The 24,432-nt window shown below is 63.6% G+C and carries 25 protein-coding genes; 6 read left to right on the top strand and 19 right to left on the bottom strand.

The window, feature by feature from the left end:
* Positions 1 to 140 precede the first annotated feature (140 nt).
* Positions 141 to 1,349 (top strand): YbfB/YjiJ family MFS transporter, encoded by a 1,209-nt coding sequence (locus ACPWR9_RS09750; protein ID WP_426297139.1) that lies wholly within the window; start codon positions 141 to 143, stop codon positions 1,347 to 1,349.
* A gap of 3 nt (positions 1,350 to 1,352) precedes the next feature.
* Here ACPWR9_RS09750 and ACPWR9_RS09745 read toward each other — a convergent pair whose 3' ends face one another.
* Positions 1,353 to 2,105 carry a sulfite exporter TauE/SafE family protein gene (locus ACPWR9_RS09745; protein WP_426297140.1) on the bottom strand — a complete coding sequence of 251 codons (753 nt, stop codon included), beginning with the start codon at positions 2,103 to 2,105 and terminating at the stop codon, positions 1,353 to 1,355.
* 141 nt (positions 2,106 to 2,246) lie between these two features.
* Here ACPWR9_RS09745 and ACPWR9_RS09740 point away from each other — a divergent pair, with 141 nt between their 5' ends.
* The gene (locus ACPWR9_RS09740) at positions 2,247 to 3,140 is read left to right on the top strand and encodes a LysR substrate-binding domain-containing protein (protein WP_426297141.1); all 894 of its coding nucleotides are present in this window, start codon (positions 2,247 to 2,249) and stop codon (positions 3,138 to 3,140) included.
* 13 nt (positions 3,141 to 3,153) lie between these two features.
* On the opposite strand, the gene ACPWR9_RS09735 is transcribed toward ACPWR9_RS09740, so the two are convergent.
* From ACPWR9_RS09735 to ACPWR9_RS09710, 6 genes are all read right to left on the bottom strand, one after another.
* Entirely contained in the window at positions 3,154 to 4,038 is an 885-nt protein-coding gene (locus ACPWR9_RS09735; protein WP_426297142.1) for an AraC family transcriptional regulator, read from the bottom strand.
* A 61-nt stretch (positions 4,039 to 4,099) separates the two neighbouring features.
* Entirely contained in the window at positions 4,100 to 4,780 is a 681-nt protein-coding gene (locus tag ACPWR9_RS09730) for a Fe2+-dependent dioxygenase (protein WP_426297143.1), read from the bottom strand.
* A 73-nt stretch (positions 4,781 to 4,853) separates the two neighbouring features.
* Positions 4,854 to 7,232: a TonB-dependent receptor gene (locus ACPWR9_RS09725; protein WP_426297144.1), complete on the bottom strand. Its 2,379-nt coding sequence runs from the start codon at positions 7,230 to 7,232 to the stop codon at positions 4,854 to 4,856.
* Between the two features lie 204 nt (positions 7,233 to 7,436).
* A complete protein-coding gene (locus ACPWR9_RS09720) occupies positions 7,437 to 8,252 on the bottom strand; it encodes an ABC transporter ATP-binding protein (protein WP_426297145.1) in 816 nt (271 codons plus the stop codon).
* Positions 8,249 to 9,376 (bottom strand): FecCD family ABC transporter permease, encoded by a 1,128-nt coding sequence (locus tag ACPWR9_RS09715; protein ID WP_426297985.1) that lies wholly within the window; start codon positions 9,374 to 9,376, stop codon positions 8,249 to 8,251. Before ACPWR9_RS09715 ends, ACPWR9_RS09720 begins: the two co-directional genes overlap by 4 nt.
* Positions 9,377 to 9,390: 14 nt before the next feature.
* A complete protein-coding gene (locus ACPWR9_RS09710; protein WP_426297146.1) occupies positions 9,391 to 10,542 on the bottom strand; it encodes an ABC transporter substrate-binding protein in 1,152 nt (383 codons plus the stop codon).
* 189 nt (positions 10,543 to 10,731) lie between these two features.
* On the opposite strand from ACPWR9_RS09710, the gene ACPWR9_RS09705 reads away from it, so the two are divergent.
* On the top strand, positions 10,732 to 11,613 hold the full coding sequence (locus ACPWR9_RS09705; protein ID WP_426297147.1) for a response regulator: 882 nt from the start codon (positions 10,732 to 10,734) through the stop codon (positions 11,611 to 11,613).
* Positions 11,606 to 13,132, top strand: a complete 1,527-nt coding sequence (locus ACPWR9_RS09700) for an ATP-binding protein (protein WP_426297148.1) — start codon at positions 11,606 to 11,608, stop codon at positions 13,130 to 13,132. The genes ACPWR9_RS09705 and ACPWR9_RS09700 overlap by 8 nt, the downstream gene beginning before the upstream one ends.
* A 16-nt stretch (positions 13,133 to 13,148) precedes the next feature.
* On the opposite strand, the gene ACPWR9_RS09695 is transcribed toward ACPWR9_RS09700, so the two are convergent.
* The 5 genes from ACPWR9_RS09695 to ACPWR9_RS09675 form a co-directional block, all read right to left on the bottom strand.
* Positions 13,149 to 13,574, bottom strand: coding sequence for a lipocalin-like domain-containing protein (locus tag ACPWR9_RS09695; RefSeq protein WP_426297149.1), 426 nt, complete (start codon positions 13,572 to 13,574; stop codon positions 13,149 to 13,151).
* A gap of 44 nt (positions 13,575 to 13,618) precedes the next feature.
* Entirely contained in the window at positions 13,619 to 14,062 is a 444-nt protein-coding gene (locus ACPWR9_RS09690; RefSeq protein ID WP_426297150.1) for a GNAT family N-acetyltransferase, read from the bottom strand.
* Between the two features lie 57 nt (positions 14,063 to 14,119).
* Complete coding sequence (locus tag ACPWR9_RS09685; RefSeq protein WP_426297151.1) at positions 14,120 to 14,461, bottom strand: YciI family protein; 342 nt, start codon at positions 14,459 to 14,461, stop codon at positions 14,120 to 14,122.
* Between the two features lie 33 nt (positions 14,462 to 14,494).
* The gene (locus ACPWR9_RS09680) at positions 14,495 to 14,962 is read right to left on the bottom strand and encodes a hypothetical protein (protein WP_426297152.1); all 468 of its coding nucleotides are present in this window, start codon (positions 14,960 to 14,962) and stop codon (positions 14,495 to 14,497) included.
* 148 nt (positions 14,963 to 15,110) lie between these two features.
* Complete coding sequence (locus tag ACPWR9_RS09675; RefSeq protein ID WP_426297153.1) at positions 15,111 to 15,728, bottom strand: LysE family translocator; 618 nt, start codon at positions 15,726 to 15,728, stop codon at positions 15,111 to 15,113.
* Between the two features lie 287 nt (positions 15,729 to 16,015).
* Between ACPWR9_RS09675 and ACPWR9_RS09670 the strand changes: the two genes are divergently transcribed.
* Together ACPWR9_RS09670 and ACPWR9_RS09665 are read left to right on the top strand one after the other, a co-directional pair.
* Complete coding sequence (locus ACPWR9_RS09670; RefSeq protein ID WP_426297154.1) at positions 16,016 to 16,654, top strand: LysE family translocator; 639 nt, start codon at positions 16,016 to 16,018, stop codon at positions 16,652 to 16,654.
* 152 nt (positions 16,655 to 16,806) lie between these two features.
* Entirely contained in the window at positions 16,807 to 18,192 is a 1,386-nt protein-coding gene (locus ACPWR9_RS09665; RefSeq protein WP_426297155.1) for a chloride channel protein, read from the top strand.
* On the opposite strand, the gene tam is transcribed toward ACPWR9_RS09665, so the two are convergent.
* The 7 genes from tam to ACPWR9_RS09630 form a co-directional block, all read right to left on the bottom strand.
* Positions 18,123 to 18,920: a trans-aconitate 2-methyltransferase gene (gene tam, locus ACPWR9_RS09660; protein ID WP_426297156.1), complete on the bottom strand. Its 798-nt coding sequence runs from the start codon at positions 18,918 to 18,920 to the stop codon at positions 18,123 to 18,125. The two genes, ACPWR9_RS09665 and tam, sit on opposite strands and share 70 nt — an antisense overlap.
* 42 nt (positions 18,921 to 18,962) lie before the next feature.
* A complete protein-coding gene (locus ACPWR9_RS09655; protein WP_426297157.1) occupies positions 18,963 to 19,859 on the bottom strand; it encodes an anti-sigma factor family protein in 897 nt (298 codons plus the stop codon).
* On the bottom strand, positions 19,846 to 20,532 hold the full coding sequence (locus tag ACPWR9_RS09650) for an RNA polymerase sigma factor (protein WP_426297158.1): 687 nt from the start codon (positions 20,530 to 20,532) through the stop codon (positions 19,846 to 19,848). The genes ACPWR9_RS09655 and ACPWR9_RS09650 overlap by 14 nt, the downstream gene beginning before the upstream one ends.
* Before the next feature lie 153 nt (positions 20,533 to 20,685).
* Complete coding sequence (locus ACPWR9_RS09645) at positions 20,686 to 21,057, bottom strand: cupredoxin domain-containing protein (RefSeq protein WP_426297159.1); 372 nt, start codon at positions 21,055 to 21,057, stop codon at positions 20,686 to 20,688.
* Positions 21,058 to 21,089: 32 nt separating this feature from the next.
* On the bottom strand, positions 21,090 to 22,010 hold the full coding sequence (locus ACPWR9_RS09640; RefSeq protein ID WP_426297160.1) for a metallophosphoesterase family protein: 921 nt from the start codon (positions 22,008 to 22,010) through the stop codon (positions 21,090 to 21,092).
* A 192-nt stretch (positions 22,011 to 22,202) separates the two neighbouring features.
* On the bottom strand, positions 22,203 to 23,075 hold the full coding sequence (locus tag ACPWR9_RS09635) for a M23 family metallopeptidase (RefSeq protein WP_426297161.1): 873 nt from the start codon (positions 23,073 to 23,075) through the stop codon (positions 22,203 to 22,205).
* A gap of 318 nt (positions 23,076 to 23,393) precedes the next feature.
* Positions 23,394 to 24,386, bottom strand: coding sequence for a diguanylate cyclase domain-containing protein (locus ACPWR9_RS09630; RefSeq protein WP_426297987.1), 993 nt, complete (start codon positions 24,384 to 24,386; stop codon positions 23,394 to 23,396).
* Positions 24,387 to 24,432 lie beyond the last annotated feature (46 nt).

Genomic DNA, 24,432 nt, shown 5'->3' with positions numbered 1-24,432 from the left:
GGCGTTGATTCGTACGCTGCGCGGAAGAATGACTTCCGGGGCGTGGCCGTTCTCTCTCGTGCGCGTGACTTCTAAACTGACTCCATCGCTTTTGTGCGCGTCGGGCCATTCCGGCATCGGGCGCGCGCCTCGGAGTCCTCATGCAAAACGCAACACTTGGCGGCACACAGGCCGCGCCTTTCAATGCGTGGCGTGCCACGCTTTCCGCCGCCAGTGCCAGCCTGATCGGCATCGGTTTCGCACGGTTCGCCTATACCGCGTTATTGCCCGCCATCATCGGCGCCCAGTGGTTCGCGGCATCGACCGCCGCCTATCTCGGTGCCGCCAATCTTGGTGGCTACCTCGCGGGCGCACTTGGCGCACGAGTGCTGGCACGCTACGCGCCGACCGTCACGATTCTGCGCGCCATGATGCTGCTCGCCGCCATCGCGTTTCTCGCGTGCGCGTGGCCGATCTCGTTTCTGTGGTTCGTCTCGTGGCGGTTCGCATCGGGCTTTGCCGGTGGCGTACTGATGGTGCTGGCGGCACCGTCGGTGCTTGGGCATGTGCCGCCGTCACGTCGCGGGATTGTGAGCGGCGCCATCTTCGCAGGGATCGGATTGGGGATTGCAGCGTCGGGTACGCTCGTGCCGCTGTTGCTGCGCCAAGGGCTGTCGCAGACGTGGATCGGGCTGGGCGTCGTCTCACTCGCACTCACCGTCGTGGGATGGCGTGGATGGCCGTCGGGTACCCCCACGGTTGCCGCTTCATCGACGCACGCCCATCGCCCCACGGCCAGCCCGCTCATGTTGCGCGCGCTCTATCTCGAATACGCGCTAAACGCGGTGGTGCTTGTGCCGCACATGATTTTTCTGGTGGATTACGTGGCACGCGGTCTGGGCAAGGGGGTGGATGCCGGGGCGCACTTCTGGGTGCTGTACGGCCTCGGCGCCATTCTCGGTCCAATCTTCGCGGGTCATCTGGCGGATCGCATCGGGTTTGGCCGTGCGCTTCGCGTCGCCTATGTCTCGCAAATCGTCGCTGTGGTGCTGCCAGTGCTAGGGCTCGGGTTGCCGGGACTGATCGTGTCGAGTCTGGTGATGGGGGCGTTCACGCCGGGCATCGTGCCACTCGTATTGGGCCGAGTGAACGAGCTGCTTGCGCACCATCCTTCCGCGCAAAAGGGCGCATGGAGCACCGCGACGACCAGTTTTGCAACGTTGCAAGCCGGGGCCGCTTACGGCATGTCGTTCCTGTTTGCGGCGACGCATGGCAACTATGCGTTGCTGTTTGTCGTTGGCGGATCGGCGATGACGCTGGCGTTGGTGGTCAATTTGATCGTTGCACGGCGCGTCGGCGTTGCTGGATAACGCTCACTGCCATGCGGCGCTCAACATCACGCCGCCCGACACCACGAGCATCGTGTCGAGCAGCCGCTGGAACACCTGCGGCGACAGGCCCAACACGAAGCGCTTACCCAGCAATGTGCCGAGCATGAGCGCCATGCCGACGATCAGGCCGTTGGCCCACGCCTGCGGCGGCAACGCGCCGAGGTCGGAGAACATGAGCACTTTCGCCACGTAGATCAGCATCGAACTGGCGGCTTCCGAGCCGAGGAACGCACCACCCGACAATCCGTACGCGGCAAACGCGGGCACACTCAGCGGCCCGGTGGACAACACGATGCCAGTGAGAAACCCGATGACGGCGCCGACAATCGCCATTTGCCAAGCGCCTAGCCTGAACTGGCGACGTCGCAGCCAATGACGGACCGGCACCATCGCGATGAAGAAGGTGCCGAGCGCGATATCGACGGCCGTTGCAGGCAAGCTCCAAAGCGTGCGCGCACCGAGTGCTGCCGCTGGCGCCCCGGGGATCGAGTAGGCCAACACGCCCCGCCAATCGATCTCGCGCCACCACGCCAACACCTTCGAGACGTTACCGACGATGGCCGCTACGGCCATGATCGGCACGGCCTGCTTAGGGCCGTAGGTGTACACCAGCACCGGCAATAGCATCATCGACGAACCCGTGCCCACCACGCCGCTGACCGCGCCCGCCGCGGTGCCGACGAGCGCCACCATCACCATCCCCCACGCGTGCCCTGCCACCAGTCCGTCGAACATGCCCGTGTCTTGTTGAGCGCCATCAGCGCGATTCGGTAACGATAAAGCATGATGAAACGTCACACCATCGACAAATTGATAGCATTCCCGTGATAAAAAGTCACAGTTCTGCCGAATGGCTGCCCATCTTGTGAGTTCGTCATGCCCCGTCGCCCATTGCCGCCGTTAAATGCCCTGCGTGTTTTCGAGACCGCCGCACGCGCGCCGAGTCTGAGCGCCGCGGCGCAGGAACTGTCGATTACTCACGGCGCGGTGAGCCGCCAGATCGCGCTGCTCGAAGACTGGTTGGGTCAGCAGTTGTTCGTGCGGCAGGGGCAACGTAATGTCGCCACCGATCACGCGCGGGCTTTTGCAGCGGAAATCAGCGCCGCCTTCGATCGCATCGGTGACGCCGCCCTGCGCTTCGGCAAAGCGCCGCAAACCCGCACCGTTCGCGTCAATGCGCAGACCACGCTCGCCATGCACTGGCTGATGGCACGACTGCCCGCGTTTCATGCGGCGCACCCCGACGTGCAGATCGTCGTGACGACATCGAGCAGCGCCGATCCTGCATTCCGGGGCGGCTTCGATGTGGCCATCCGTCGTGATCCGCCGCCCGGCGCCGAATGGCAGCCCTACGAGAAGACGCCGCTATTCACTGAGCGTGCGACGGTCGTGGCGTCGCCATCGCTCTTGCAGAAGCCGCCGCTACGCCGATTGAAGGATCTTGCGAAGCACACGTTTATTGCCACACAGACCCGTGTCGGTGCGTGGGAGGAATGGTTGGCTGCGGCGGGAGTCCCGGACGTGCGGCCGGTGCGCTTTCACCGGTTCGATCACTATCACGTGAGCTTGCAGGCGGTGATCGACGGACTGGGTATTGGCATTGGCTGCACGCCGACGCTGGATCGAGAGTTGGCCGCTGGGCGGCTCGTCATGCCGTTCCCCGAGATTCAGGCCGCGGGGGCGACCTACGTCACGCTCGTGCCGCGCGATGCCGACAAGTCGCGGCCATTGCACGATTTCCTGTCGTGGGTTCACGCGCAGGCCGCCTAAACGCCTAGCGGGATCAGGTGCCGTCGCCCTCGCGCCACTTGCCGGGCGACACGCCGAACGTGCGCCGGAAATAGCGGGTGAAGTGAGACAGGTCGTTGAACCCCTGTGCGAGCGCGACTTCCGTCGCCGAAGCCCCGCCACGCAGCGCCGGTAGCGCGCGCGCAACGCGCAATTGATTCCGCCACGCATGCGGTGCCAGACCGGTCTCGCGTGAAAACAGGCGCGCCGCGTGAAACGGCGAAAGCTCCACCGCTTCGGCCAACGTGGTCAAGGTCAGCGGTTCCGTCAAATCGGCAGACAGCCGCGCTTTCATCGTCTCGACACGCATGGCGTCGCGATGCACCGGCATGTCGGGGACACGAAGTTGCGCATGGCGCGCGAGCATCATCGAAACAGCATCGACCAGCGCGTGTTCGGCGGCCAGCGGGTCGGCCTGCGCTTCGAGCAGTCGGTGTGCGGCCAGTAGCCGATGCATCGCCTGCGGGTCGCGCACGACGTTCTCGCCGAACCACGGCAGCGCTTCGTCGGGCGAGGCCAACCCGGCGAGCGGGCTTGTCAGTTGCTGCTGCACGCCCTTCACAAAGCCGACCGGCAAATAGAACACCCGGTAGCGCCAGCCGAAGTCGGTCTCACGTGCGCCGGTGTGCAATTCCCCCGGATGGATGATGGCGACCGACCCGGCGTCGGCCACGTGCTCGCCGCCCAGATAGTCGTAACGCTCCGCCCCCGCCACGATGCACGCGAACGTGTACGCATCGTGCCAGTGCGGCGCGAAGGTATGGTCGTTGTACTCGGCCGTCACCATATCGCCATCGGGCACGAGCGACGAGCGCCAGTACACCGGGGCGTTACGGAACGGCTTAGTCGGCCGGGAGGGGGGAACGGAGCGGAAATCCATTCCGCTACTTTACACCGGAGCGCCCGCCGCCTTTTGCCTCCCCGTTTTGGCGCCCGCCTCGTCAGACATCGGCCCACATCCGTAACAGGTTGTGATAACTGCCGGTCAGTTGCACCAGCGAATCGTTGTCAGCGCCCTGCTGCGTGAGCCGCTGAATGGCGATGTCCATATCGAACAGCACGCTGCGCTGTGCGTCGTCCCGAATCAGGCTCTCGATCCAGAAGAACGACGCCAGCCGAACACCCCGCGTCACCGGGTTGACCTTGTGCACGCTGGTGCCCGGATACAGCACCATGTGCCCGGCAGGCAGCTTCACGGCGCGCTCGCCGAAGCTGTCGCGCACAACCAGTTCGCCGCCTTCGTAACTGTCCGGGTCTGCCAGGAACAACGTGGCCGACAGATCGGTGCGCACCCGCTCACGCACGCCCTTGATGCCGCGCACGGCGTTATCGACGTGATACCCGAAGGCTTCGCCGCCTTCGTAGCGATTGAACAACGGCGGATAGATGCGGCGCGGCAAGGCGGCCGACATGAACACGGCGTCCTGACTCAAGCGGCGAAGTATCTCTTCGCCGATGCGGCGTGCCCACGGGTCGTCTTCGGCTAGTTGGCGATTTTCCTTGGCCTGCGCCGACTGCATACCGGCGGTCGCCTTGCCGTCCACCCACGACTGCGCCTGCAATTGCTGGCACAACTGGCGCGCTTCGTCGCCGCTGAACACACCGGGAATCTCGATCATCATGTTGCGGTTCTCCTGCTATGTCTCGCGCGAAGGCGTCACGCGCTGCGGTGACGCCCTCGCTATCACTTCGTGCTTAAAACGCGATATCGGCACTTACCGTGACCGTGCGCCCTGCCCCCGGCACGCCATACAACTGGAAGCCGTCGAGCGACGCCCCGATGCGCGAGAAATAGAACTTGTTGAACACGTTGTCGAGATTCACGTTCACGTGCACGTGTCGGTTCACGCGATAACGCGCCGCGAGGTTATGCACCCAGTAGCTCGGCGCCTTCTCGCCATCCTTCACGTAGATGGCATACACACCCGACGGCCCCTGCGCGTAGCTGCTGTTGTTGTTCTGCCCACCCACGTAGGCGTTGTCGGTATAGCGGCGGCGGCCCACGTACTGCACGCCGTAGCTCAGCGACAGGTCCGGCGTGACCTTGTACGACGTCCACAGCGACCCGCTCCAGTCGGGCACATTGGCCGCCTGCGCGCCTTCGTTGGCGCCCTTGGTGATGCGACTCCACATGCGCGTTACCCCGGCGAACACAGACCATTTGTCGGTGATGTTGCCCTGCATGCCCAGCTCGATACCGTCGACACGCTTGGCGGGCAATGCGCGCACGGGCGACGTGTCGTCGCTCGTGTATTCCCACGAATTGCTCAACTCCGTGCGGAAGAGCGCTGCGGTCACGCCAAGCGCGCCGCCAGCCAGATCCCACTTGGTACCGAGTTCGTAAGTCTGCGAGGTGGCAGGCGTGTAGTTATTGGTGGTAGCCGTGCCGTAGATCAGGTTGTTCGTGCTGGCGCCAATGGCCGTCGGCTGCGTCGCGCGGCTGTACGACACGTAGATGCTGCCCGGCTCCACCGGCTTGTAGACCAACCCGGCGCGTCCGCTCCACGCGCCGTCGGTGCTTGAGGTCGTCGCACCGCCCCCCGCCGCCGTGGTCTCGGCACGCCAACGGTCGTAGCGCAGCGAGGTCAGCAGTTGCCAGTGTTTCGACAGCGTGATGGTGTCGCTCGCAAACAGCGCGGCGTCGTTGACCACCGAGCGCGCCTGATTCGTCCCCTCCATCGTCCACGTGCCCGCGAACGCATTGGACGGATTCGCCATGTTGAAGAACATATCGCCCGCAGGAACGTACGCCGAGCGCGGCAAGCCGCCATATGTCTCGCGATACAACTCGAAGCCCGTCACCACGTCGTGCTTAAACGGCCCCGTGTGCGCCGTGAAGCGCAGGTCGGTCTGGTTGTCGAGGATTTGATACCGGGTGGAGTTGCCGAAGTTACTGCCGCGCAGGATGCCGTAGCCCGGCGACGTCAGCCCGTAGTTGGTATAGGCATTCACACCGCCGATGCTCGACAACGGCCCCACGCCGGAATAGCCGAGCGTCGCACAGCGCGTGCCCGTGCAGGTCTTGCTGCCGTCGGCATTGGCCGCGAAGAATCGCGCGGGCGAAAGCACCGAGAAGTTGTCGGTCTGCTGCCAGCGCAACTGGCTACGCACACGCGTGGTGTCGTTGAAATCGTGCTCGACGCGGCCCGACAGCGACGTGCTTTCCGTCTGTTGTGTGTAGATACCGGCCGCGCCGTACCAGTTGCTGGTCTTCACACCCGGCATGACTTGCCCGCCCGTACCGCGTTGAATCGGCAAGCCGGTATCGGGCACGTTGTTGTCCTTCTGATGGAACACGTCGAGGAACACGCGCGTGCTCGTCCCTAACCCGAGGCCGAGCGACGCGGCGATACCGTAGCGATCGTTCTTGACCTCGTCGCGCCCCGCTACGCCGTTGTGATGCGACATCAGGTTCAGGCGCAGTGCGCTCGAATCGCCCAACTGCTGATTCAAGTCAGCCGTCATGCGCCGGTAGCTATCGCTGCCCAGCCCGAACGACGAGCGGTAGAAGCTGCCCAGCTCCGCCTCTTTGCTGACGAGATTGACCGAGCCGCCCAACGCGGCCACGCCCGATTCCACGGAACCGGTGCCCTTGTAGACTTCCACGCGGTCGATATCGAACGTGTCGTTGCGACTGGAAAGACCCGCATCGCGCACGCCATCGATCGTGATGCTCTGCTCGCCCGAGAAACCGCGAATCGAGAAGAGATCGCCCCAGCCCAGATTGCCTTCGCCCGACATGAAGGTAATGCCCGGCACGTTCTTGAGGATGTCTTGCAGCGACTGCGCGTTCTGCTCGTCGAGTACCGCTTTCGGCACCACAGTGATGCTCTGCGGAATATCGCGCAGCGGCGCAGTGTACTTGGACGACGAAACGGTCTCGGCCTTGTACGGCGCGTCGACGGTGGCAGTCACCGACGTGGCGGGAAGCATGACGCCGCCGACGGTGGCTGGCAGCGTAGACGGCGGCACTTGCGAGGTCTGTGCCGCAGCGTGAAGCGATGTTGCGGCAAGCGCCGCCGCAAAGGTCAATCGCGTGTTCAGACGGGAATTCGACGGGTTCAGGTACTTCATCTGGTGTTGTGCGTTATGAGATGAAAAGACAAAAAGCGTCCCCGCCCGCGAGAGGCGCTTGAGAGGTTTCAAGCGCTTCAGGCGGGTTTCTGACCGCAAGGGTCATCGTTGGACAGACAGGAAAGACCGACGCGGCCGGCGTGGCGTTATGGCTGGGCACGCCGGTGCGAGAGACCGGCGGGCCGCGTCGGGGTCACGGAGCGTCTAGACGGACGTCACGACGTCATCCACGATCAGTTGCGGCAAACCGCGCGAGCAACGCTCCACGCGCGCTTGCACATCGAACACTTGCGCAATGGCCGGTGCCGTGACGACATCGTCGACACCGCCCGCCGCGACCACGCGCCCTTCGCGCAGCAACACGGCGGCATGCGCGTGGCGCATGGCGATCGACAAGTCGTGCATCACCACGACAGTGACCATCTGACGCGCCGCGGTCTCGCGCGCAATCAGACGCATGACTTGAAACTGATGATGCAAGTCGAGCGCCGAGAGCGGTTCGTCGAGCAGCAGGATGCGCGGCGCACGAATGAGTGCTTGCGCCAGCCCCACGAGTTGTCGCTGCCCGCCGGAGAGTTCGTCGAGAAAGCGCATCGCCAGCGCTTCTACGCCGAGTTGCGTGAGCAGCGTCATGACGACGGCGGGCGTCGGGGCCAGCGCACTCGTCGATTCGCGTGACGCGTGACGCGCGCCGTGCCCCGCCGCGAGGACCGATTCCAGTACCCGCAGATGGACGCCTGCGGGCAGCGCCTGCGGCAGATAGACCACGTCGCGCGCCGGGGCGCGGCCCGTGCAGCGATGCAATACGTCGTTGCCGAACGTGACTTCGCCGCGCCCGGCGACGAGTCCGGCCAACGTGCGCAGCAGCGTCGACTTTCCGGAGCCGTTGGGACCGAGCAGTGCTGTGACGGACCCCGCATGCAACGCGGGCAACGACACACCGTGCAGGATGTGACGGCGGCCGATCGACACGTCGATATCGCGTGCCGACAGCGCGAGCGATTGCGTGGGTGCGCTCATAGCGACCTCCCGCTGGCGCGAACGACGATCACGAGGAAGAACGGAATGCCCACCAGCGCTGTGACGATCCCGACGGGAATAATCACGCCCGGCAGCAAGGTCTTCGACGCAATCGAGGCGAGCGACATGACGAGCGCGCCGACGATCAAACAACCCGGCAGATAGAAGCGATGGTCTTCGCCGAACAGCCCGCGCGCGATATGCGGTGCGACCAAGCCGACGAAGCCGATGGTGCCGACGAACGAGACTGTCAGCGCCGAGAGCAGCGACACGCGCAGGAGCGTCATCAGCCGCAGTCGTCCGACGCGGATGCCGAAACTGGCCGCACGTTCTTCGCCAAGACGCAACGCGGTCATCGCCCACGATTGCCGCCACGCGACGACGGCCATGATCGCGAGCACCGCAGCAAGCACGCGCACCTGCGTCCAGTCGCTGCGCGTGAGGCTGCCGAGCGTCCAGAACACGAGGCCCTGCAACGCGTCTTCCGTGGCGACGAATTGCATCAGCGAGACCAGCGCGTGGAACACGAACACAAGCGCAATGCCCATGAGCACCACGCCGGAGGTGGGCAACCCACGCCAACGTGCGACACCGTCGAGAATCAGCGCGGAGGCCAGCGCAAAGAGAAACGCGTTGACCGGCACGACCCAGCTATCGGGCACGCCCGGCACATGCAGATTCAGCACAATGGCGAGCGCTGCACCGAACGCGGCCGCTGCCGACACGCCCAGTGTGTACGGGCTGGCGAGCGGATTGTCGAGAATGGTCTGCATCTCGCCGCCCGCAAGTCCAAGCGAGCCGCCGACGAGCACGGCCATCAGCGCATACGGCAAGCGGATTTGCCAGACGATGACTTGCGCGTCCGGGCTGGCCAGCACGGGCGTGACCAGCGTGCGCCACAAATCGCGCCAGCCAAGCGCCGACGGACCGTGCGTGAAGTCCATCGCCAGTGCCAGTACGATCAACCCGGCCAATGCCAACAGCCATAACGCACGGCGCAGGTTGAGCTGGCGATACCCGCTTGCCACACCGGCTTGCAATGCATCTTCGGCGGCCAGTTTGGCCGACGAGGCGGGCGCGGTTGCCGCGTGGGGTGCGTGGGACGCGTCGGTCACGTTATGCATGTCGCCCGCGAGACTCACGGCTTGTCTCCGTCGACCCAGTAGGTACCGTGATAAGGCACGGCGAGAAAGCGTTGATGGATCTCGGCGAACGTGGCGTTGGCGTCGATCTGCGGGAACCGGCCCGGATAGAACCAGTTCAGCATGGCCTCGACAGCCACGATGTTGTACGGGGAATCGTAGAAGTTGTGCCACAGGCCATGCGTACGCCCTTCACGCACCGCCTTGATCGACGCGATGCCCGGCGTTTTTAGGAAGGCGTCGAGCGAAGCGCGCGCATCGGCTTGCGTCGTCTCGGCCCCGACGTGAATGCGCAACTGATTCGCGTTACCGCGAGTGCCCGTGCCGATATAGACGTCCGGTTGCGATGCCAGCACGTGTTCGAGGTTCAAGTCGCCGATGACACCCGGCAGCAAATCGCGCGCGATGTTCTCGCCACCGGCGGCGTCGACGAATTCGCCGATATTGCCGCGTCCGACCGTGTGGCAGCAGCCCGGCCAGACACCTGCGAGCATCTGCACGAAGACCTTGGGCCGCGCATTGGCAGGAATGGTCGCAACAGCATCGCGCACGGCTTTCAAATGGGATTGGTAGAGGGAGATATACGCCTCGGCCTGCGACTCACGCTGCATCGCCTTGCCCATCAGTCGCAAACTCGGGACGGTGTCTTCGAGCGGCTGCTGACGGAAATCGACGAAGATCACCGGCACGCCTGCCGCGGCGAATTCCTTCACCAGTGCGTTGTGACGCCCGGGACCATGGCCGCCGATGCTGAAGATCGCAAGATCCGGTTTGAGCGCCAACGCCTTTTCGGCACTCACCGTGGCCTCCGACGATTGGCCGATCTTCGGAATCGTGTCGATCTGCGGGAAGACCTTCTCGTATTGCTGCCACGTTTGCGGGTCGAGGGACTGCAATTCCCCCTGCCAGCCGACAATGCGTGCCAGCGGCTGCTTGCCTTCGAGCAGCGCCACCGCATACAACAAACGCCCCTCGCCAAGCAGAATACGGTTGACGTGGTCCGGCAATGTGACCTGCCGCCCCGCCATGTCGGTCACGGTCTCGCCGGCTTGCGCGGGCGCAGCGATCACTGTCGCGGCCAGCGCTGTGACGAGGGCGATCGACGCCACACGCATCGAGCGCATCAATTCCAAAGAAAACTTCCACATATCGGTGATACCCGGCGTTGAATTAATAACAATTCTCATTTCCATTAAAATGTAGCGCCGGGGTGTGTTGGCTTCGTGTTGACGGGATGTCGTTATGTATTGGTTTGTATTGAGATGTATCGGTGTGTGGGCGGCGAGCGCAAAGATGGCGCGCGCCGGTAGACTGCCATTCTTTGTCGTGTTGCCGTGATGTCCTCCGCTCTCCCGCCCAGCGCGATCCCGCGCCCTGCCGCCCGTCTGCTCGTCGTCGACGACGATCCCCAAATTCGCGATCTGCTCAGCGATTACCTGCGTGAATCGGGTCTGGACGTGCTCACGGCTGCCGACGGTCAACAGATGTGGGCGCAGCTTGCACAGGCCAGCGTCGACGTGGTGGTGCTGGATTTGATGTTGCCGGGGGAAGACGGCCTGTCGCTATGCCGTCAGTTGCATGCGCGTGGCGACGTGTCGGTCATCATGCTGACCTCGCGCGGCACCCTGCTCGACCGCATCGTCGGGTTGGAAGTCGGCGCCGATGATTACCTGCCCAAGCCGTTCGATCCGCGCGAGTTGCTGGCGCGCGTGAAAGCGATTCTGCGGCGCGGGCCGCGGTTGCCTGCCGGGGGTGTGGCTAGTGGTTCAGCGTTGGCGCAGACGGTGGAAAGTGGCGGCGTGGGTGGCGTGGGTGGCGTCGGCAACGTCGGTGCAAGCGTTCGGCAAGCGCCACTCAACGCGGCACCGAGCACAGCACCTCAGCGCGCTCAGCCCGCGTTCTTCGATTTCGATGGCTGGCGGCTCGACACACTAGCGCGTCAACTGATTTCCCCCGAGGGCCGCGTGATTACGCTGGGCGGCTCCGACTACCGCACGTTGCAGGCGCTGGTGATGCATCCGCATCGTCCGCTCTCGCGCGACTTTCTTCTCGATTGCGCTTTCGGTCGGCATGGCGCCGCCAACGACCGTGCGATCGACGTCTGTATCAGCCGCCTGCGCGCGCACCTCGATACGCGGGCGCGGCCGTCGCCGCTCATTCGCACGGTGCGCAACGAGGGCTATATGCTCGCGGCGGATGTGACGAGTGCTGGTGTCTGACGTGCCACACGAGACTGCTAAGCGCGACCGGGCGTCGCTTGCTCGCGCAGGTCGCTATTTCAAATGGCTTGGCTGGCCGCGCACGCTCTCGGGCCGACTCGCGCTGATTCTCGTCGTCGGTATGCTCGCCACGCAATTGGTGACGGGCACGGTCTGGTTCGATGCGCGTTATGGACGCGTGGCCGAAGTGCCGGTGCGCACGGGCGGCGCGCGCATTGCCGATGCCGTCAAACTCTTCGACGTGGTGCCGGTGACAGAGCGGGCCGCGCTGATGCAACGGTTGCGCGCTGCCGGTATCGATGTGCACCCGATCGACACGCCTGCCTCCGCCCGTGCGATGGAGCACTTTTCCGATGATCTGTTCGATGGCGTGCTGCGTGCGCAACTGGGTGACGATCATCCCTTTGTCGCGCGCCCGGTGGTGCTTTACGACGATGCCAGCGAGCCGCTGACGCTCTCGACGCTGCTGCGGGCGCATGCCCCGACGGCGCATCTGGCCGCCGACGTGCAGCTTCGTGATGGTCAGTGGTTATCGGTCGCCGTGGTGGCAGGACAAGCCGGACTCGATCTGCGCCCGGGCGCGGCATTTGCCGATTACTTCGTGCGCATCTACCTGATGCGCATTCTCGCGGTGGTGCTGATTGCGGTGGTAGCGGTGCGTATTGCGTTGCGTCCGCTTGCGCGGTTATCGGCGGCGGCCGATCGGCTTGGACGCGACATTCACAGCCCGCCGCTCGACGAGACGGGTCCTGCCGAGGTGCAACGTGCGGCGCATACGTTCAACGCGATGCAGCGCAGCCTCATCGATGCGATGCAGGCACGCACGGCGTTTCTTGCAGCGGTGTCGCACGATTTGCGTTCGCCGCTTACGCGTTTGCGATTACGCGCTGAAACGCTTGCCGAGCCGACGCAGCGCGAGCGCTTTCGCCACGATCTGATGGAGATGGAAGCCATGATCGCCGCGTCGCTCGATCACGTGCGCGGTGTGCCGAGTGGAGAAGCATTGCGTGAGGTCGATGTCGATGCGCTACTGCGAGCCGTGGCGGAAGATGCTCGCGAAACGGGTAGCGATGTGCGCGTGCGTGAGCAGAGTGTGACTGGGGACGCGGGGCTGGTTCGTGGGTATCCGCGCACGTTGCGGCGCTGTGTGCAGAATCTGGTTGATAACGCAGTGCGGTATGCGGGTGGTTGCCGTCTGTCGGCCAACTTGTCCCCGCTAGGGACGCATCTCGAAATTGTGGTCGAGGATCGCGGGCCGGGGATTCCGGAGGCGGAGTTGGGTGCGGCGATTGAACCGTTTGTGCGTGCTGGTGTGGGGCGTCGCGGGGCGAGTTCTGGCGCGCAGGCGGCTTCGTTCGGGCCTGACAACCCGGACGGTGTGGATGGCGTCGGCCTCGGACTCGCCATCGCCCGCACCATCGCACAGGCCCACGACGGCACGCTCATGCTCTCGAACCGGCCCGGTGGCGGGCTGCGGGCGGTCTTGAGTTTGCCGGTGAATGGGCCGGTGACGCACTGAGCCGCTACTTGAACCGCTACGCTCTACGGAACGTAAGCACGCCTCGTCCGATGGGGTTGCCGGGCACCAACGGATTCGGCATCCAAGCCGTATGGACGACGAGTTTGTCGCCATCGATCTGGTAGAAACGCTCCTGCTCGGTGCCGTTCCACGCCTCATGCCAAGAGGCATCGACTTTTGTGACGAATCGATCGCCCTCTACCCGGTATCGCCCTGTATAAGCCATGGCAGTGCGGAAAAGTGCGGCCATTTGCTCGTCGGTATTTCCGGGCGCACGTTCCTTTGCGGTTAGCAACACCATCATTCGCCCATCGGCACCGAAGATGATGTGCCCGTTCGGATCTGTACCCCACGGTTGACTGCGTTCCTTTGAATCCTGAAGTTCGGTTTCGAAAGCAACCAGCCGCCAGGTACCTTGGAGCTTGGTGTCGTGTTCAGACATATTGCCTCCTGTCTTATCCCGCCAGTCGAATGCTCAGGTAACGGTCAATTTCGACGGGGTTCGCGAATGTAATGGATGTCCCACTCGGTTTCATGGGTCTGCATGAAACCGTGGCGTTGATAAAAGCGGTTGGCGTCGCTGCCACGCAGCGCACCTAGCCGAATGGGCATACGGTTGGCGTCCGCATCGTTGCATACCGCCCGCAGGACTGCCGCGCCGACGCCCCGGCCTTGGTGTTCCGGCAGGAGATAGAAGTGATCCAGCAGCCAGTGGTCTTCTTGTGGGCGAATCAGAACGAAGCCCGTCACTTCGCCATCGACTTCAATGAATCGGCATAGCGCCGGGTCGAAACCATCTAAGAAACGCGCCCGGGCGCGCTGTGGATCGAAGCGCCCGACACGCTCAAGACTCTCGCGCATGGCAGCGATACGGATGCTTACTAGTGTTTCGGCATCGGATTGTGTTGTCGGGCGAAACGTTAGGTTCATGGGGGGCAGTTAGCTGATGGCGTGTGTCGTCGATCATAGCGATACGCGCCCTGTCCGTCAGCTTTCGGGGTCGTCTCCAAACTCGCGGAGTTCTTGCGAGCAGCGGCAAGCGTTGGCGATCTTTGCAGCCCACAGAATCGCGGCTTCGCGCGACGGGAGTTGAAGAACACAAAAACCGCCGTCGAACGCCTTCGTCTGGGGATACGTTTCGTTGGTAACCGTGCCGTTCACGGCGACCATGAACGGTGCCACGTCGCCGTTGACGCCCCCACCGAACACGTACACGCCCGCAGCCTTCGCTTCGCGAATGACTTCATGGGCGGCCTCGCCCACGGCTGGCAAGTCCTCCGCAGGGACGTTCATGGCACTTGCTGGAAAGGAAATCAGGTACTTCTTCATTGCTCGCTCCCAACGTTCACGCATCACGCATGTTCACTGGCAATGCAGATCGTCGCGTGGCGCTCCACCGCTGCGGCAAAACATGATGACGTTGGGCGGGTTGCCTTGCGGCGTATCGAGTGTAATTCCGACGGCCACATTCTGACGCGGCTGTGCCATACCAGCCAAATGCCATTGCCCTTGGTGCTTCACCCAAACGAAGGTGAGGAACGCGCAGGCGTTGTGATACCCGTAGGCGAAAATGAGTTGGTTCGAGCCCGTGTACAGATAGCTCGCGCTTTCCGTGCCGGGCTGGATGCACACGGCCGCTTCGCCCGTACTGTTGGTGATGGGCAGGATGGTGTTTCGTTCGCAGTTGGGACTGGTGCAGCCCTGATCCATCTGCGCAAGAATGCTCGCGTCATCGACGCCGTAAGTGGCACCCGCCCAAGCTTGACCGGACACACCCAGCCCGGCAGACAAAACCAGCGCAGCTAACACCCGCAGCAGATATGCGTTCATATGACGTGAGCCCCAAAGGTGGAATGCCTGAACGGATTCTAGTCACGAGATTCAGGAAGATCCATGCCTCAATTGGGGGACGTTGGTCGGCGAGTTTATGCGGTATGGGTGCGAAGCTGACGTTCAAACAAATCCACAGGGCGGGTTGTTAACGCAATGCCTGCCGGATTCCCAGCGCGATCATTAGCCCGCCACAGGTGAGGTCGATCCACGCCTTCGCGCGGCGATATGCCTTCGCGATTGCTGCATGCGATAAAACGAGCGCGACGGCTCCGTACCAGCAAGTCGCTGAAGCGGCGACAGTCGCCAGCAGCGCGAAGAACGTCTGCGTGGAAACGTGGGTGGGCACCGCTGAGGAAAACACCGCCGCATAAAAGGCGATGGACTTCGGGTTCGCGATATTGGTCGCGACACCTTGCAGGAACGCACCGCGAAACCAAGGCGCCTTCGGTACGTGACCGGCTTCCAACGACGTTGCCCGTGCCGACACCACGAGCCGCAGTCCGAACCAGATCAGATAGGCCGCGCCCGCAAGCCTGACGCCGACAGAGAGCCACGGGAACATAGCAAACACCACGCCGATACCAAGGACGGCGCAAGTCGCCCAGAACAGATTCACCGCCACGATTCCGGCGACGAGCGCAAGCGCATCGGCGCGCGTGCTGGTGACTGCCTTATGAGTGATGGCGACGAAGTTCGGCCCGGGTATGACGACGGCAGCCGCATAGACAGTAAAGACTGTGACAACCGCAGACCAATCAACCATTTGTCGCCTCAGTGGGTCGTGGTGGTACCAAGCTCGGCGCTATCCGCCCATTAATAGACGTCGCCCAACCCTGCGAGAATCGCTCGAATGCGAGCATAAGCTCTCCGCCTACGATCAGCGAACTCCCCCGAACCCGCGATTTGAATAGGGGCGCCCGTTGCAGGCCCACCACTTTCTTTGATGTGGGCAAATCGTATCACGGGTCGAAATGCTCCCCAGACATGCAGTCCGGGCGTGTGCCACAATCCGTGGGCGCATGCCTGTATCTCTGTGCGAAGGAGTCTCCAATGACTGCATTAGCTGCTGTTTTCGCCGTTCTCGTCGCGCTGTGGTTAGGCGCCATGATTCCGGGACCTAGCTTCGTGCTCGTTGCACGTAACGCCATCGGCGTGTCTCGTCGTGCGGGGCTAGCCACGGCGCTCGGGATGGGTGTTGGAGGAATTTTCTTCGGCGGCGTTGCGCTCGCCGGGCTCTACACGCTTTTGCAGTCCGTCGAATGGCTCTATATCGGCCTGAAAGTCGCGGGCGGTGCGTATCTAATTTTTGTGGCGTTGAAAATATGGCGCGGTGCTGGCAGCCCGATCACCGTCGATCGAGCCTTTGCTGCCCCGTCTGGCAGCGTTCGCAAATCGTTCTGGATTGGCCTTAGCACACAACTAAGCAACCCCAAGACGGCCATCTGGTACGGCAGTATTTTTGCTGCATTGCTCCCTCAACATCCCCCGCTTTGGTGCTATTTCGTCCTGCCCCCGATGGTGTTTTTGGTCGAATGCGGTTGGTACACCATCGTTGCGCTGTGCTTTTCAAGCAAGGGGCCGCGCGAAGTGTATCTGCGCGCAAAGCAATGGATCGATCGGATTGCTGCCGTCGCTATCGCAGCGCTCGGTCTGCGGTTAATCCTTAACGCTTCCAAGGCTGGTATTTGACGTTCGACAGATCGGGCGTTGCCCCGCATGTGCCGACAACCGACATTCATACGAAATAATCATAAATTACAACACAACATTCATTTCTCTTATGCTGCGGCGCGCCATACACTCCGGGTATTCCCTGACCCCAGAGTGGAAACCGCAGCATCATGGATTCGAAGCAAGTCCCTCAACTCCCCGCCCACACGCCGTCTCCGGCCGCTGACCGGGCCGCAGAACGCTCACCCCAAGCCGTTGCGCCGTCGCTCGCTACGCTTGTCGTCGTCACGCTGATGACCGGCGTCGGTGCCGGTGTCGCCGGCACCCTGCTCGCCGCCCTGCTCCATATCGTTCAGCACTTCGCGTTCGGTTACGCCACCGATACCGTGTTCGGCGCGCAGAGCTTTCTCAGTGGTGTGGCCGAAGCATCGCCCGAGCGGCGCTTTGCCGTGCTGACCCTCTGCGGTGTCGTCGCCGGTCTCGGCTGGTTCGCCGTGTATCGCTTCGGCGCCAAACTCGTCTCGATCAAAGAAGCCGTCTTGCGTGGACGTGCCATGCCCGTCGGCAGCACGCTCGCGCACGCCCTACTGCAAATTGTCACCGTCGCACTCGGCTCGCCGCTCGGCCGCGAAGTGGCCCCGCGTGAGCTCGGCTCGCTCATTGGCGACCAATTGGCACGCCGCGCCAACCTCACGCCGGAACAATGCCGCCTGATGGTCGCTTGCGGTGCAGGTGCTGGTTTGGCCGCCGTCTACAACGTCCCGCTCGGCGGCGCGATCTTCGTCCTCGAAGTGTTGCTCGGCACGTTTGCATGGCGCGCCGTGTTGCCTGCCTTCGCCACATCGGCTATCGCCGCCGCCGTCGCATGGATCGGCATGGGTGCCGAACAGCAGTACACCATGCCCACCTTCGACGTCAGCGCACCGCTCATCGGCTGGGCACTCGTTTGCGGTCCGCTCGTCGGCGTCGCCGCCTGGGCCTACGCTCGCTTCACTGAACAAGCACGCGCCAACGCACCGCGCGACTGGCGTCTGCCGGTGTTCGCGCTGGCGAATTTCATGATCTTGGGGTTGGTGATTGCGTGGTACCCGCAATTGCCGGGTAACGGAAAGGGACCCGCCGGGTTGGCCTTCAATGGCGAACTCACGATTGCCCTCGCGTTCGCCCTGCTTGCCCTGCGTGTGCTCTTCACGTGGAGCAGCCTGCGTGCAGGCGCTGCCGGTGGCTTACTCACGCCGGGTCTGGCCAACGGCGCACTGCTTGCTGTGGTGTTGTGCGGCCTCTGGAACGGCGCCCTACCCGACGTGATGACCGTGCCGCTGGGCGCGGCGGCACTCGTCGGTGCCACCGCATTTCTCGCCGTCTCGATGCGCATGCCGATCACGGCCGTCGTGCTCGCCCTCGAATTCACCCACGTGAATCAGGACTTCCTCGCACCGATGCTGCTCGCCGTCGCCGGTGCCGCATGCACGGCACGCTGGATCGATCAACGCGTGGCCACGACGAAGAGCCGCGGGAACGGCAGCAGCACTGTGCCGTCGGCCAGCGCCGGATAAGCCTTCGCAATCTCGTCGGTGTAGCGCGCGAGAAACGCTTCGCGCGACGCATCGTCGAGTTTGGCCAAAAACGGACGCAAAGCGCTGCCCTTGAACCACTCCACCACCGCCGGTGCCCCGCCTGCAAGCGGGTGATGATAGGTGGTGCGCCAGACGTCGACGCGCGAACACGTGGCCTTCAGCAACGGGTAGTAGAACGACGCCCCATGACGTGCCGTGCGCTCTACGCCCTTCAACGTCGCCGCCCATGGGCCGTCGGCAGCCACTTCGCGCATCAGACGGTGCGCCGGCTCGTCGAGATTGTCAGGAGTCTGCACCGCCAACGAGCCACCCGGTGCCAAGCGCTCGATCAGATGCGGATACAACGTCTCGTGATCGGGTAGCCATTGCAACACGGCGTTGGCCAAAATCACGTCGAACGGACCATCCGTCCAGCCCGCGATATCCGCGACATCGAAGCGAAATTGCGGCAGACGTTTGCGCGCGGCATCGACCATGTCTTGCGAACTGTCGAGGCCCAGCACGTCGGCCGTGGGATAGCGCGCGGCCAGCACTTCGGTCGAATTGCCCGGGCCGCAGCCGATATCGACCACTTTGCCCGCTTCGGTATTTGGAATCGCGGCGACGAGGTCGCGCACGGGGCGCGTACGCTCGTCTTCGAACTTCACATATTGCGAGGCTTGCCACGCCGGATTCACTGGCGCGTTGGACGACGGCACTTGCGTCATGACTCACTCCCTCAGGAACACAGAGAACAGGTCGTCACGATATCAGGTCGCGGCTTGCATTGCCTCCACGAACACCCGCAAATGCGAGGCCTCGGCGTCGGTAATCGCCCAGTACGTCATGCCGTCGCGACGCCAGCGTGCGATGGTGTAGCCATCCACGCCCGTCAGGCTCGGCGCTGTCGACGCCTTGTCTCGCGAAGGAAAAACGTACAGATCGATGGGATGCTTGTCAGTGTGATAAACCAACACGCCAACCGTGCGTCCGCCCACGTAATCGAGCCGACCACCTGCAAGCGGAAAACCCTTCGCAGCGAGATCGACCACCGGTGGCGCGTAATCGAGGCGGCCGTTGAACCACGGCTTGACGGTGTGCTGATCGGTCGAGATCACATCGATCGGATGTTGCGACAGCAACGCCCGCACGTGACTCGCGACAATCTCCTGCGGTTGCAACCCCGTCGTCGCCTGCACGCTAGCCGTCTCCGGCGGTGCAGGCGGACGCGCGACGAGCAATGCCATCGCCACCGCCATGCCGCCAAGAATGGCCCCGCCCGCGCCGCCGAAAAACCATGGCGCAAGCCGTGAACCCCACCCAGCGTCGGACGACGTCTCTTTCGCGCGCGCTGGCTTCGCGCGTGGCTGTGAAGTCTGCGGGGACTGTGGAGACGGTGACGGGGTGTGCCCACCAGCGCGTTGTTCGGCATGCGTTAGATCGGCCTGAATGCGCGCGCGCAAAGACGCCGGAGCGTCGTGCCGCAATGAACCATCGCGCAATACCTTGCCGAGCGTGGTATCTGCCGTAGCCGATGCAACTGGCGAGCCGGTCGACGCAGATGCCGTCGGTGTGCCACTGGCAGGCGCCGTGGCTCGTGGCGAATCGGCATCATGATCCGGCTGTTGCGGATCGTTGGGATGCTTGGGATCGTCAGGCTTGTTCATCGCGTCCTCCGCGTGGGTTGCCGCCCAGGGGCAGACGTGTGACCTGTGCCGTCGACGTGGGGACCGAAGTGCGTCCTGCATCCTGCTTCGCTCGCACAGCTGCCGCGAGCATCTGCCTGCCACGGGCCAGCCGCGACATCACGGTACCGGCCGGCACGCCGACAATGGTTTCGATCTCCCGGTAGCTCATATCCTCCATCTCTCGCAACACGAGTACCTCGCGAAACACGACCGGCAACGCCGCCAGCGCGTCGCGCACCATCGCGCACTCGTCGCGCCGCACCGCCAGCAACTCCGGGTCCGCACCGCTCGCGTCGTCCCATCCCGGCAGCCGCGTGTCGCCATGCAAGCCGTGCAACGTTTCGTCGAACGGCGTGCCATCCGCCGCATCGGAACGGCGGCGCCATTCCGTAAGCCACGTGTTGCGCACGATCGCCAGCAACCACGCGCGGGCGTTCTCGCCGCGAAAACCGTCGAAGAACCGTAACGCCCGCAGGTACGCCTCCTGCACGATATCGTCGGCGTCGCTCGCACTGCCCGAAAGCCAACGGGCAAGGTTGTACGCGGCGTCGAGATGCGGCAACGCCAGGGCTTCGAACCGCCCCGCGAGCGTCGCGTCTGGGACGTATGTCGAGGCTGACGGGTCAGAATCGGAGTGCGGAGCGTCGTTCACCGGGGTCTCCCGAGGGCGGGCACGTTCGCCATGTTCGACGTGCCCGGGTTAGCCGCATTGGCAGAGGTTGCTTCGGGTGAATGGTGTCCATTGAAACACATCTGCGCGCGCATGCTCGTTCATCGTTTTCGATCTGGTTACCGCCTTCGCGACTCATTTCACGACGATGGTCCCAGTCATATGCGGATGAATCGCGCAGTAGTACGTGTACGTGCCCGGTTTGTCGAACGTGCGCACGAAGGTGTCGCCGGTATCGAGCGCGCTGGAGGCGAACTCACGCGGGTTCGCCTGGCTCGTCACGGTATGCGGCTCGTTATCGTGGTTGACCCACGTCACCTTGGTGCCGACAGCCACGGTCAGCGTGGCCGGGGCAAAGGTGAAGTTATCGATGCGCACGGTGTTGGGCTCGGCAGGCGCCGCCGTGTTGCCCGCCGAGAATGCGGGACTCGCGGGCATGCCGACGACGGCACAAACGGTGACGAGGCCCGCGCAGAAGCGGCGCACGGCATGAGATGGCAAATGCATGATGTCTCTCCTGAATCGATTGGCGGGTCATCTCACGATGCCAACGTGGTATCGGCAAGCAGCGGCGTGCCGTCGAGTGCCGTGAAGTCCACGCGCCGGATGCCCAGCGTTTGGCGCAACTGCGACGGGTCGACCTGCTTCGGTCCCGGGGCGGGACCATCGCCCGGTGCGGGCTGCGGAAATGCCGTGGACATAGCCGTCTGCAAACGCACATTGCCTTCGACCTTCTGCAACACCTGATGGATGTGCCCGTTAAGCACGGTCACCGAACCGAACGGGCGCAGCAACGCCAACGCACGGTCGCCGTCGTCGGTGCCCCAGCCCCACGCGGGGTAGACCGTCCACAACGGCATATGGGTAAAGACAACGATGGGGGTGCTAGATGAACGGGCCTTGAGATCGTTGGCGAGCCACGCCAACTGTGTGTCGCCCAAATAGCCCATGCCGCCCGCCTTCAGGTTGAGCACGTTCACCAGCGCGACGAAGTGCACGCCGTTCTGATCGAAGCTGTACCAGCCGAGGCCCTTGGTATCGGGGGAAAAGCGCGCAAAGAAGGCACGGCCGTCATCGCCGATGACGTCGTGCTCGCCGGGCACGTAATGCGTCTCGAGGCCAGCGCCGGTCACAATTTGCTGCGCTGTGTCGAATTCTGCGGGGCGGGAAAGATGGCTCACGTCCCCTGTGTGCAACATGAACGCGGGACGTTGCGGCGCGTTGCGAATGCGATCGATCGCCGATTGCAGCGTCGATGCCGGGTCAGGATTGGGGGCTTTATTGAAACCGATATGGCTGTCGCTGATCTGTACGAACGACAGTGCGTTGCCGGATGGCGCCGTTGTCGCCGCCTGCGCCTGCGAGCCGAAGGACACGCCGCGCGGCACACCACCGTCGAGCGTCCAAAGAATCCCCGCGCCCGCCCACGCGAGGCAGGTCATTGCGCGGCGGCGGGACATGCCGGGACTGCCGGATGCTCCGTGTGCCGCCTCGGCCTGCGCCGAATCCGATGGCGCAGCGATTGCCTCGCTATCGACGCCCCCGTGCTTTGCTTCGTCCGTCGTTCGACCGCCCATGACGCACCTCCCTCGCAATACTGACCGGGGCGCGTCCGTCACGGCGACGGACGTTCGCAAGCACCGGTATCTGTATTACGGGTTGACGCGTCGATTTATTCCCGAAAATCCTTCCTCGAAGAATCGGGCGCCGCCATGCGGCCTCCCGGGGCGCTCCGGTGCCACCGGCGCAGCAGGAAGCAACGCCGCCGCGCCCGCGTGATGCGGGCCGTGCAAACCATGTCTGTGCGGCACCGGTGTGTGTTCAAACCCCACCGTCAGACACCCTTCGTTCGGCCGCAGCGGCATTTGATCTTGCTCGTCGGCCACGGCCTCGCGCAGCAACGGCATCGGATCGACCGAGCGCCCATGGCGCCGAAGTTCGAAATGCAGATGCGGCCCCGTCGCCATGCCCGTGCTGCCCACCGCCCCGATCCGCTGACCGGCATTGACCGCCATACCGACGCGCAAGTCGCTCATCGTCGACGACAGATGACCGTAGATGGTCTCACTGTCGTAGCGATGTTTGATGACGACGTAGCGCCCGTAACCGCGACGCTCGAAGCCGACAAACGTCACCACGCCCTGCGCCGCCGCCTTTACGGGGGTGCCCGCCGGCGCGACCAGATCGACGCCAGAGTGACCGTGCCAGACGCCGCGAACCGGATGACGCCGGTAACCGAACGCCGACGAAACGCGGACATACGACACCGGCATCGTGAACTGCTTGCCTCCCGAGGACGCATGAGCCTTACGCAACGAGGTCGACGACGACTGGGATGTCGCCCCGATCCGTTGATGGCCCACCGCCACCGCTTGCGGTGCGAAGAACATGGACACCGACTTGTGACAGACGGGAATCGCCCGGTGCGACGTGGCGTTCGTGGAAGTGTGCGGCGGCACCGTTGCGGCAAGCGCCGTCAACCGTTGATGCCACGGCATTGCGGGAATGTCGCCGGCGGCTGCCATCGCAACACCCGGCAACGGAAGCGATGCGCATAGCCCCAAGCCCGCGGCTAAACGACAAAAGGGTCGTAAATACATAGCGTGCGATACCAGATCAAGAGCAGCGCAGTCTACGAGGGCTATCGACTAAAAAAGATGGGAAAAAGCGCAAACGGCACGCAACTTGCGTGCCTTTTGTGGGTATTTGGGACAATTCGCGCGCGATAGGTGACATATCGCGAGTGTCGGGGGTGTCGATCCGATGTTTCGACGAGAGGCATCGATCCCCCAATCGACCGGGCCGTCGCAGCCCGGTGAGTCGCAGCCCTGTGACTCGAACGCTTAGCCTCGTGTCGTCGGACGTGTGCGTTTGACGGCGTACATCGCCTCGTCGGCGCGGTCCATCAATTGCGTCATCTCCGTGCCGTCGTCGGGCAGTATGGCGATGCCTACACTCACGCCGAGTTCGAGCGCGTTGCCCTCGAATTCGAACGGCGCGCCGACTTGCTGAATCAGGCGCTGCCGATGCGCCTCGGCATCTTCACGCGAATGCAGCCCCGGCAAGATCATCCCGAATTCGTCGCCCCCGACGCGGGCTACCGTGTCGGACCGGCGCGCGGAGGCATACATGCGCTCGGCCGCTGTGCGAATCGCGGCATCGCCCGCGCGATGGCCGTACCGGTCGTTGATCGGTTTGAGGCCATCCATATCGATATTGAAAATGCCGAGCCGTTGCGACGAACGCAATGCCAGATGAATCGCCTGACGCAAGCGGTCGTAGAACAACGCGCGGTTGGGCAAACCGGTAAGCGCGTCATGCGTGGCTTGCAGATAGAGCTGACTCGTCTCGTAGCGCGCCGCGTGAAACATGGCGGCGGCGATAAGTTCGCTCATGAGTTCAAGCGTGCGCACGTCGGCGTCGGGGAATGCGCTCGGTGTCGGCGCGAAAACTTTCAACACGCCGACGGTGGTGTCGAGATGCCGCAGCGGTGTGACGATCATCGAGCGCAGCCCGACGCGGCGGCACGCTTCGCGATCGACACGCGGGTCCGTCTCCGAATCGTCACAGCGCAGAATGCTGCCCGTCTTGACGCATTGCCCGGAGAGCGAGCCGTCGCGAGACAACCGCATGCCGAGCAGATCGGCGGCCACCCCCGATGCGGCGCGATACACCATGTCGTCGCCTTCCGCTAACTCGACGACGGCGCCATTGGCCTGCGTCAAGTCTTGTACGCGCTCGGCAACGAACGACATCACGCCCCCTAAATCGAGGCCCAGCTTGGCGATCTCAGTCTGCGCACGTACGATCTCCAGCAGCGTGGCACTCTCGGGCATGACATTGGCGACGGGTTGGCTCACTACGCTTCCTGTTCAACAAAAT

Source organism: Pandoraea pneumonica (assembly GCF_049918595.1).
In the GTDB taxonomy this organism is placed as follows: domain Bacteria; phylum Pseudomonadota; class Gammaproteobacteria; order Burkholderiales; family Burkholderiaceae; genus Pandoraea; species Pandoraea pneumonica_A.
The sequence above is the reverse complement of the archived record's forward strand: the minus strand, read 5'-3'. Positions and strand labels throughout refer to the sequence as shown.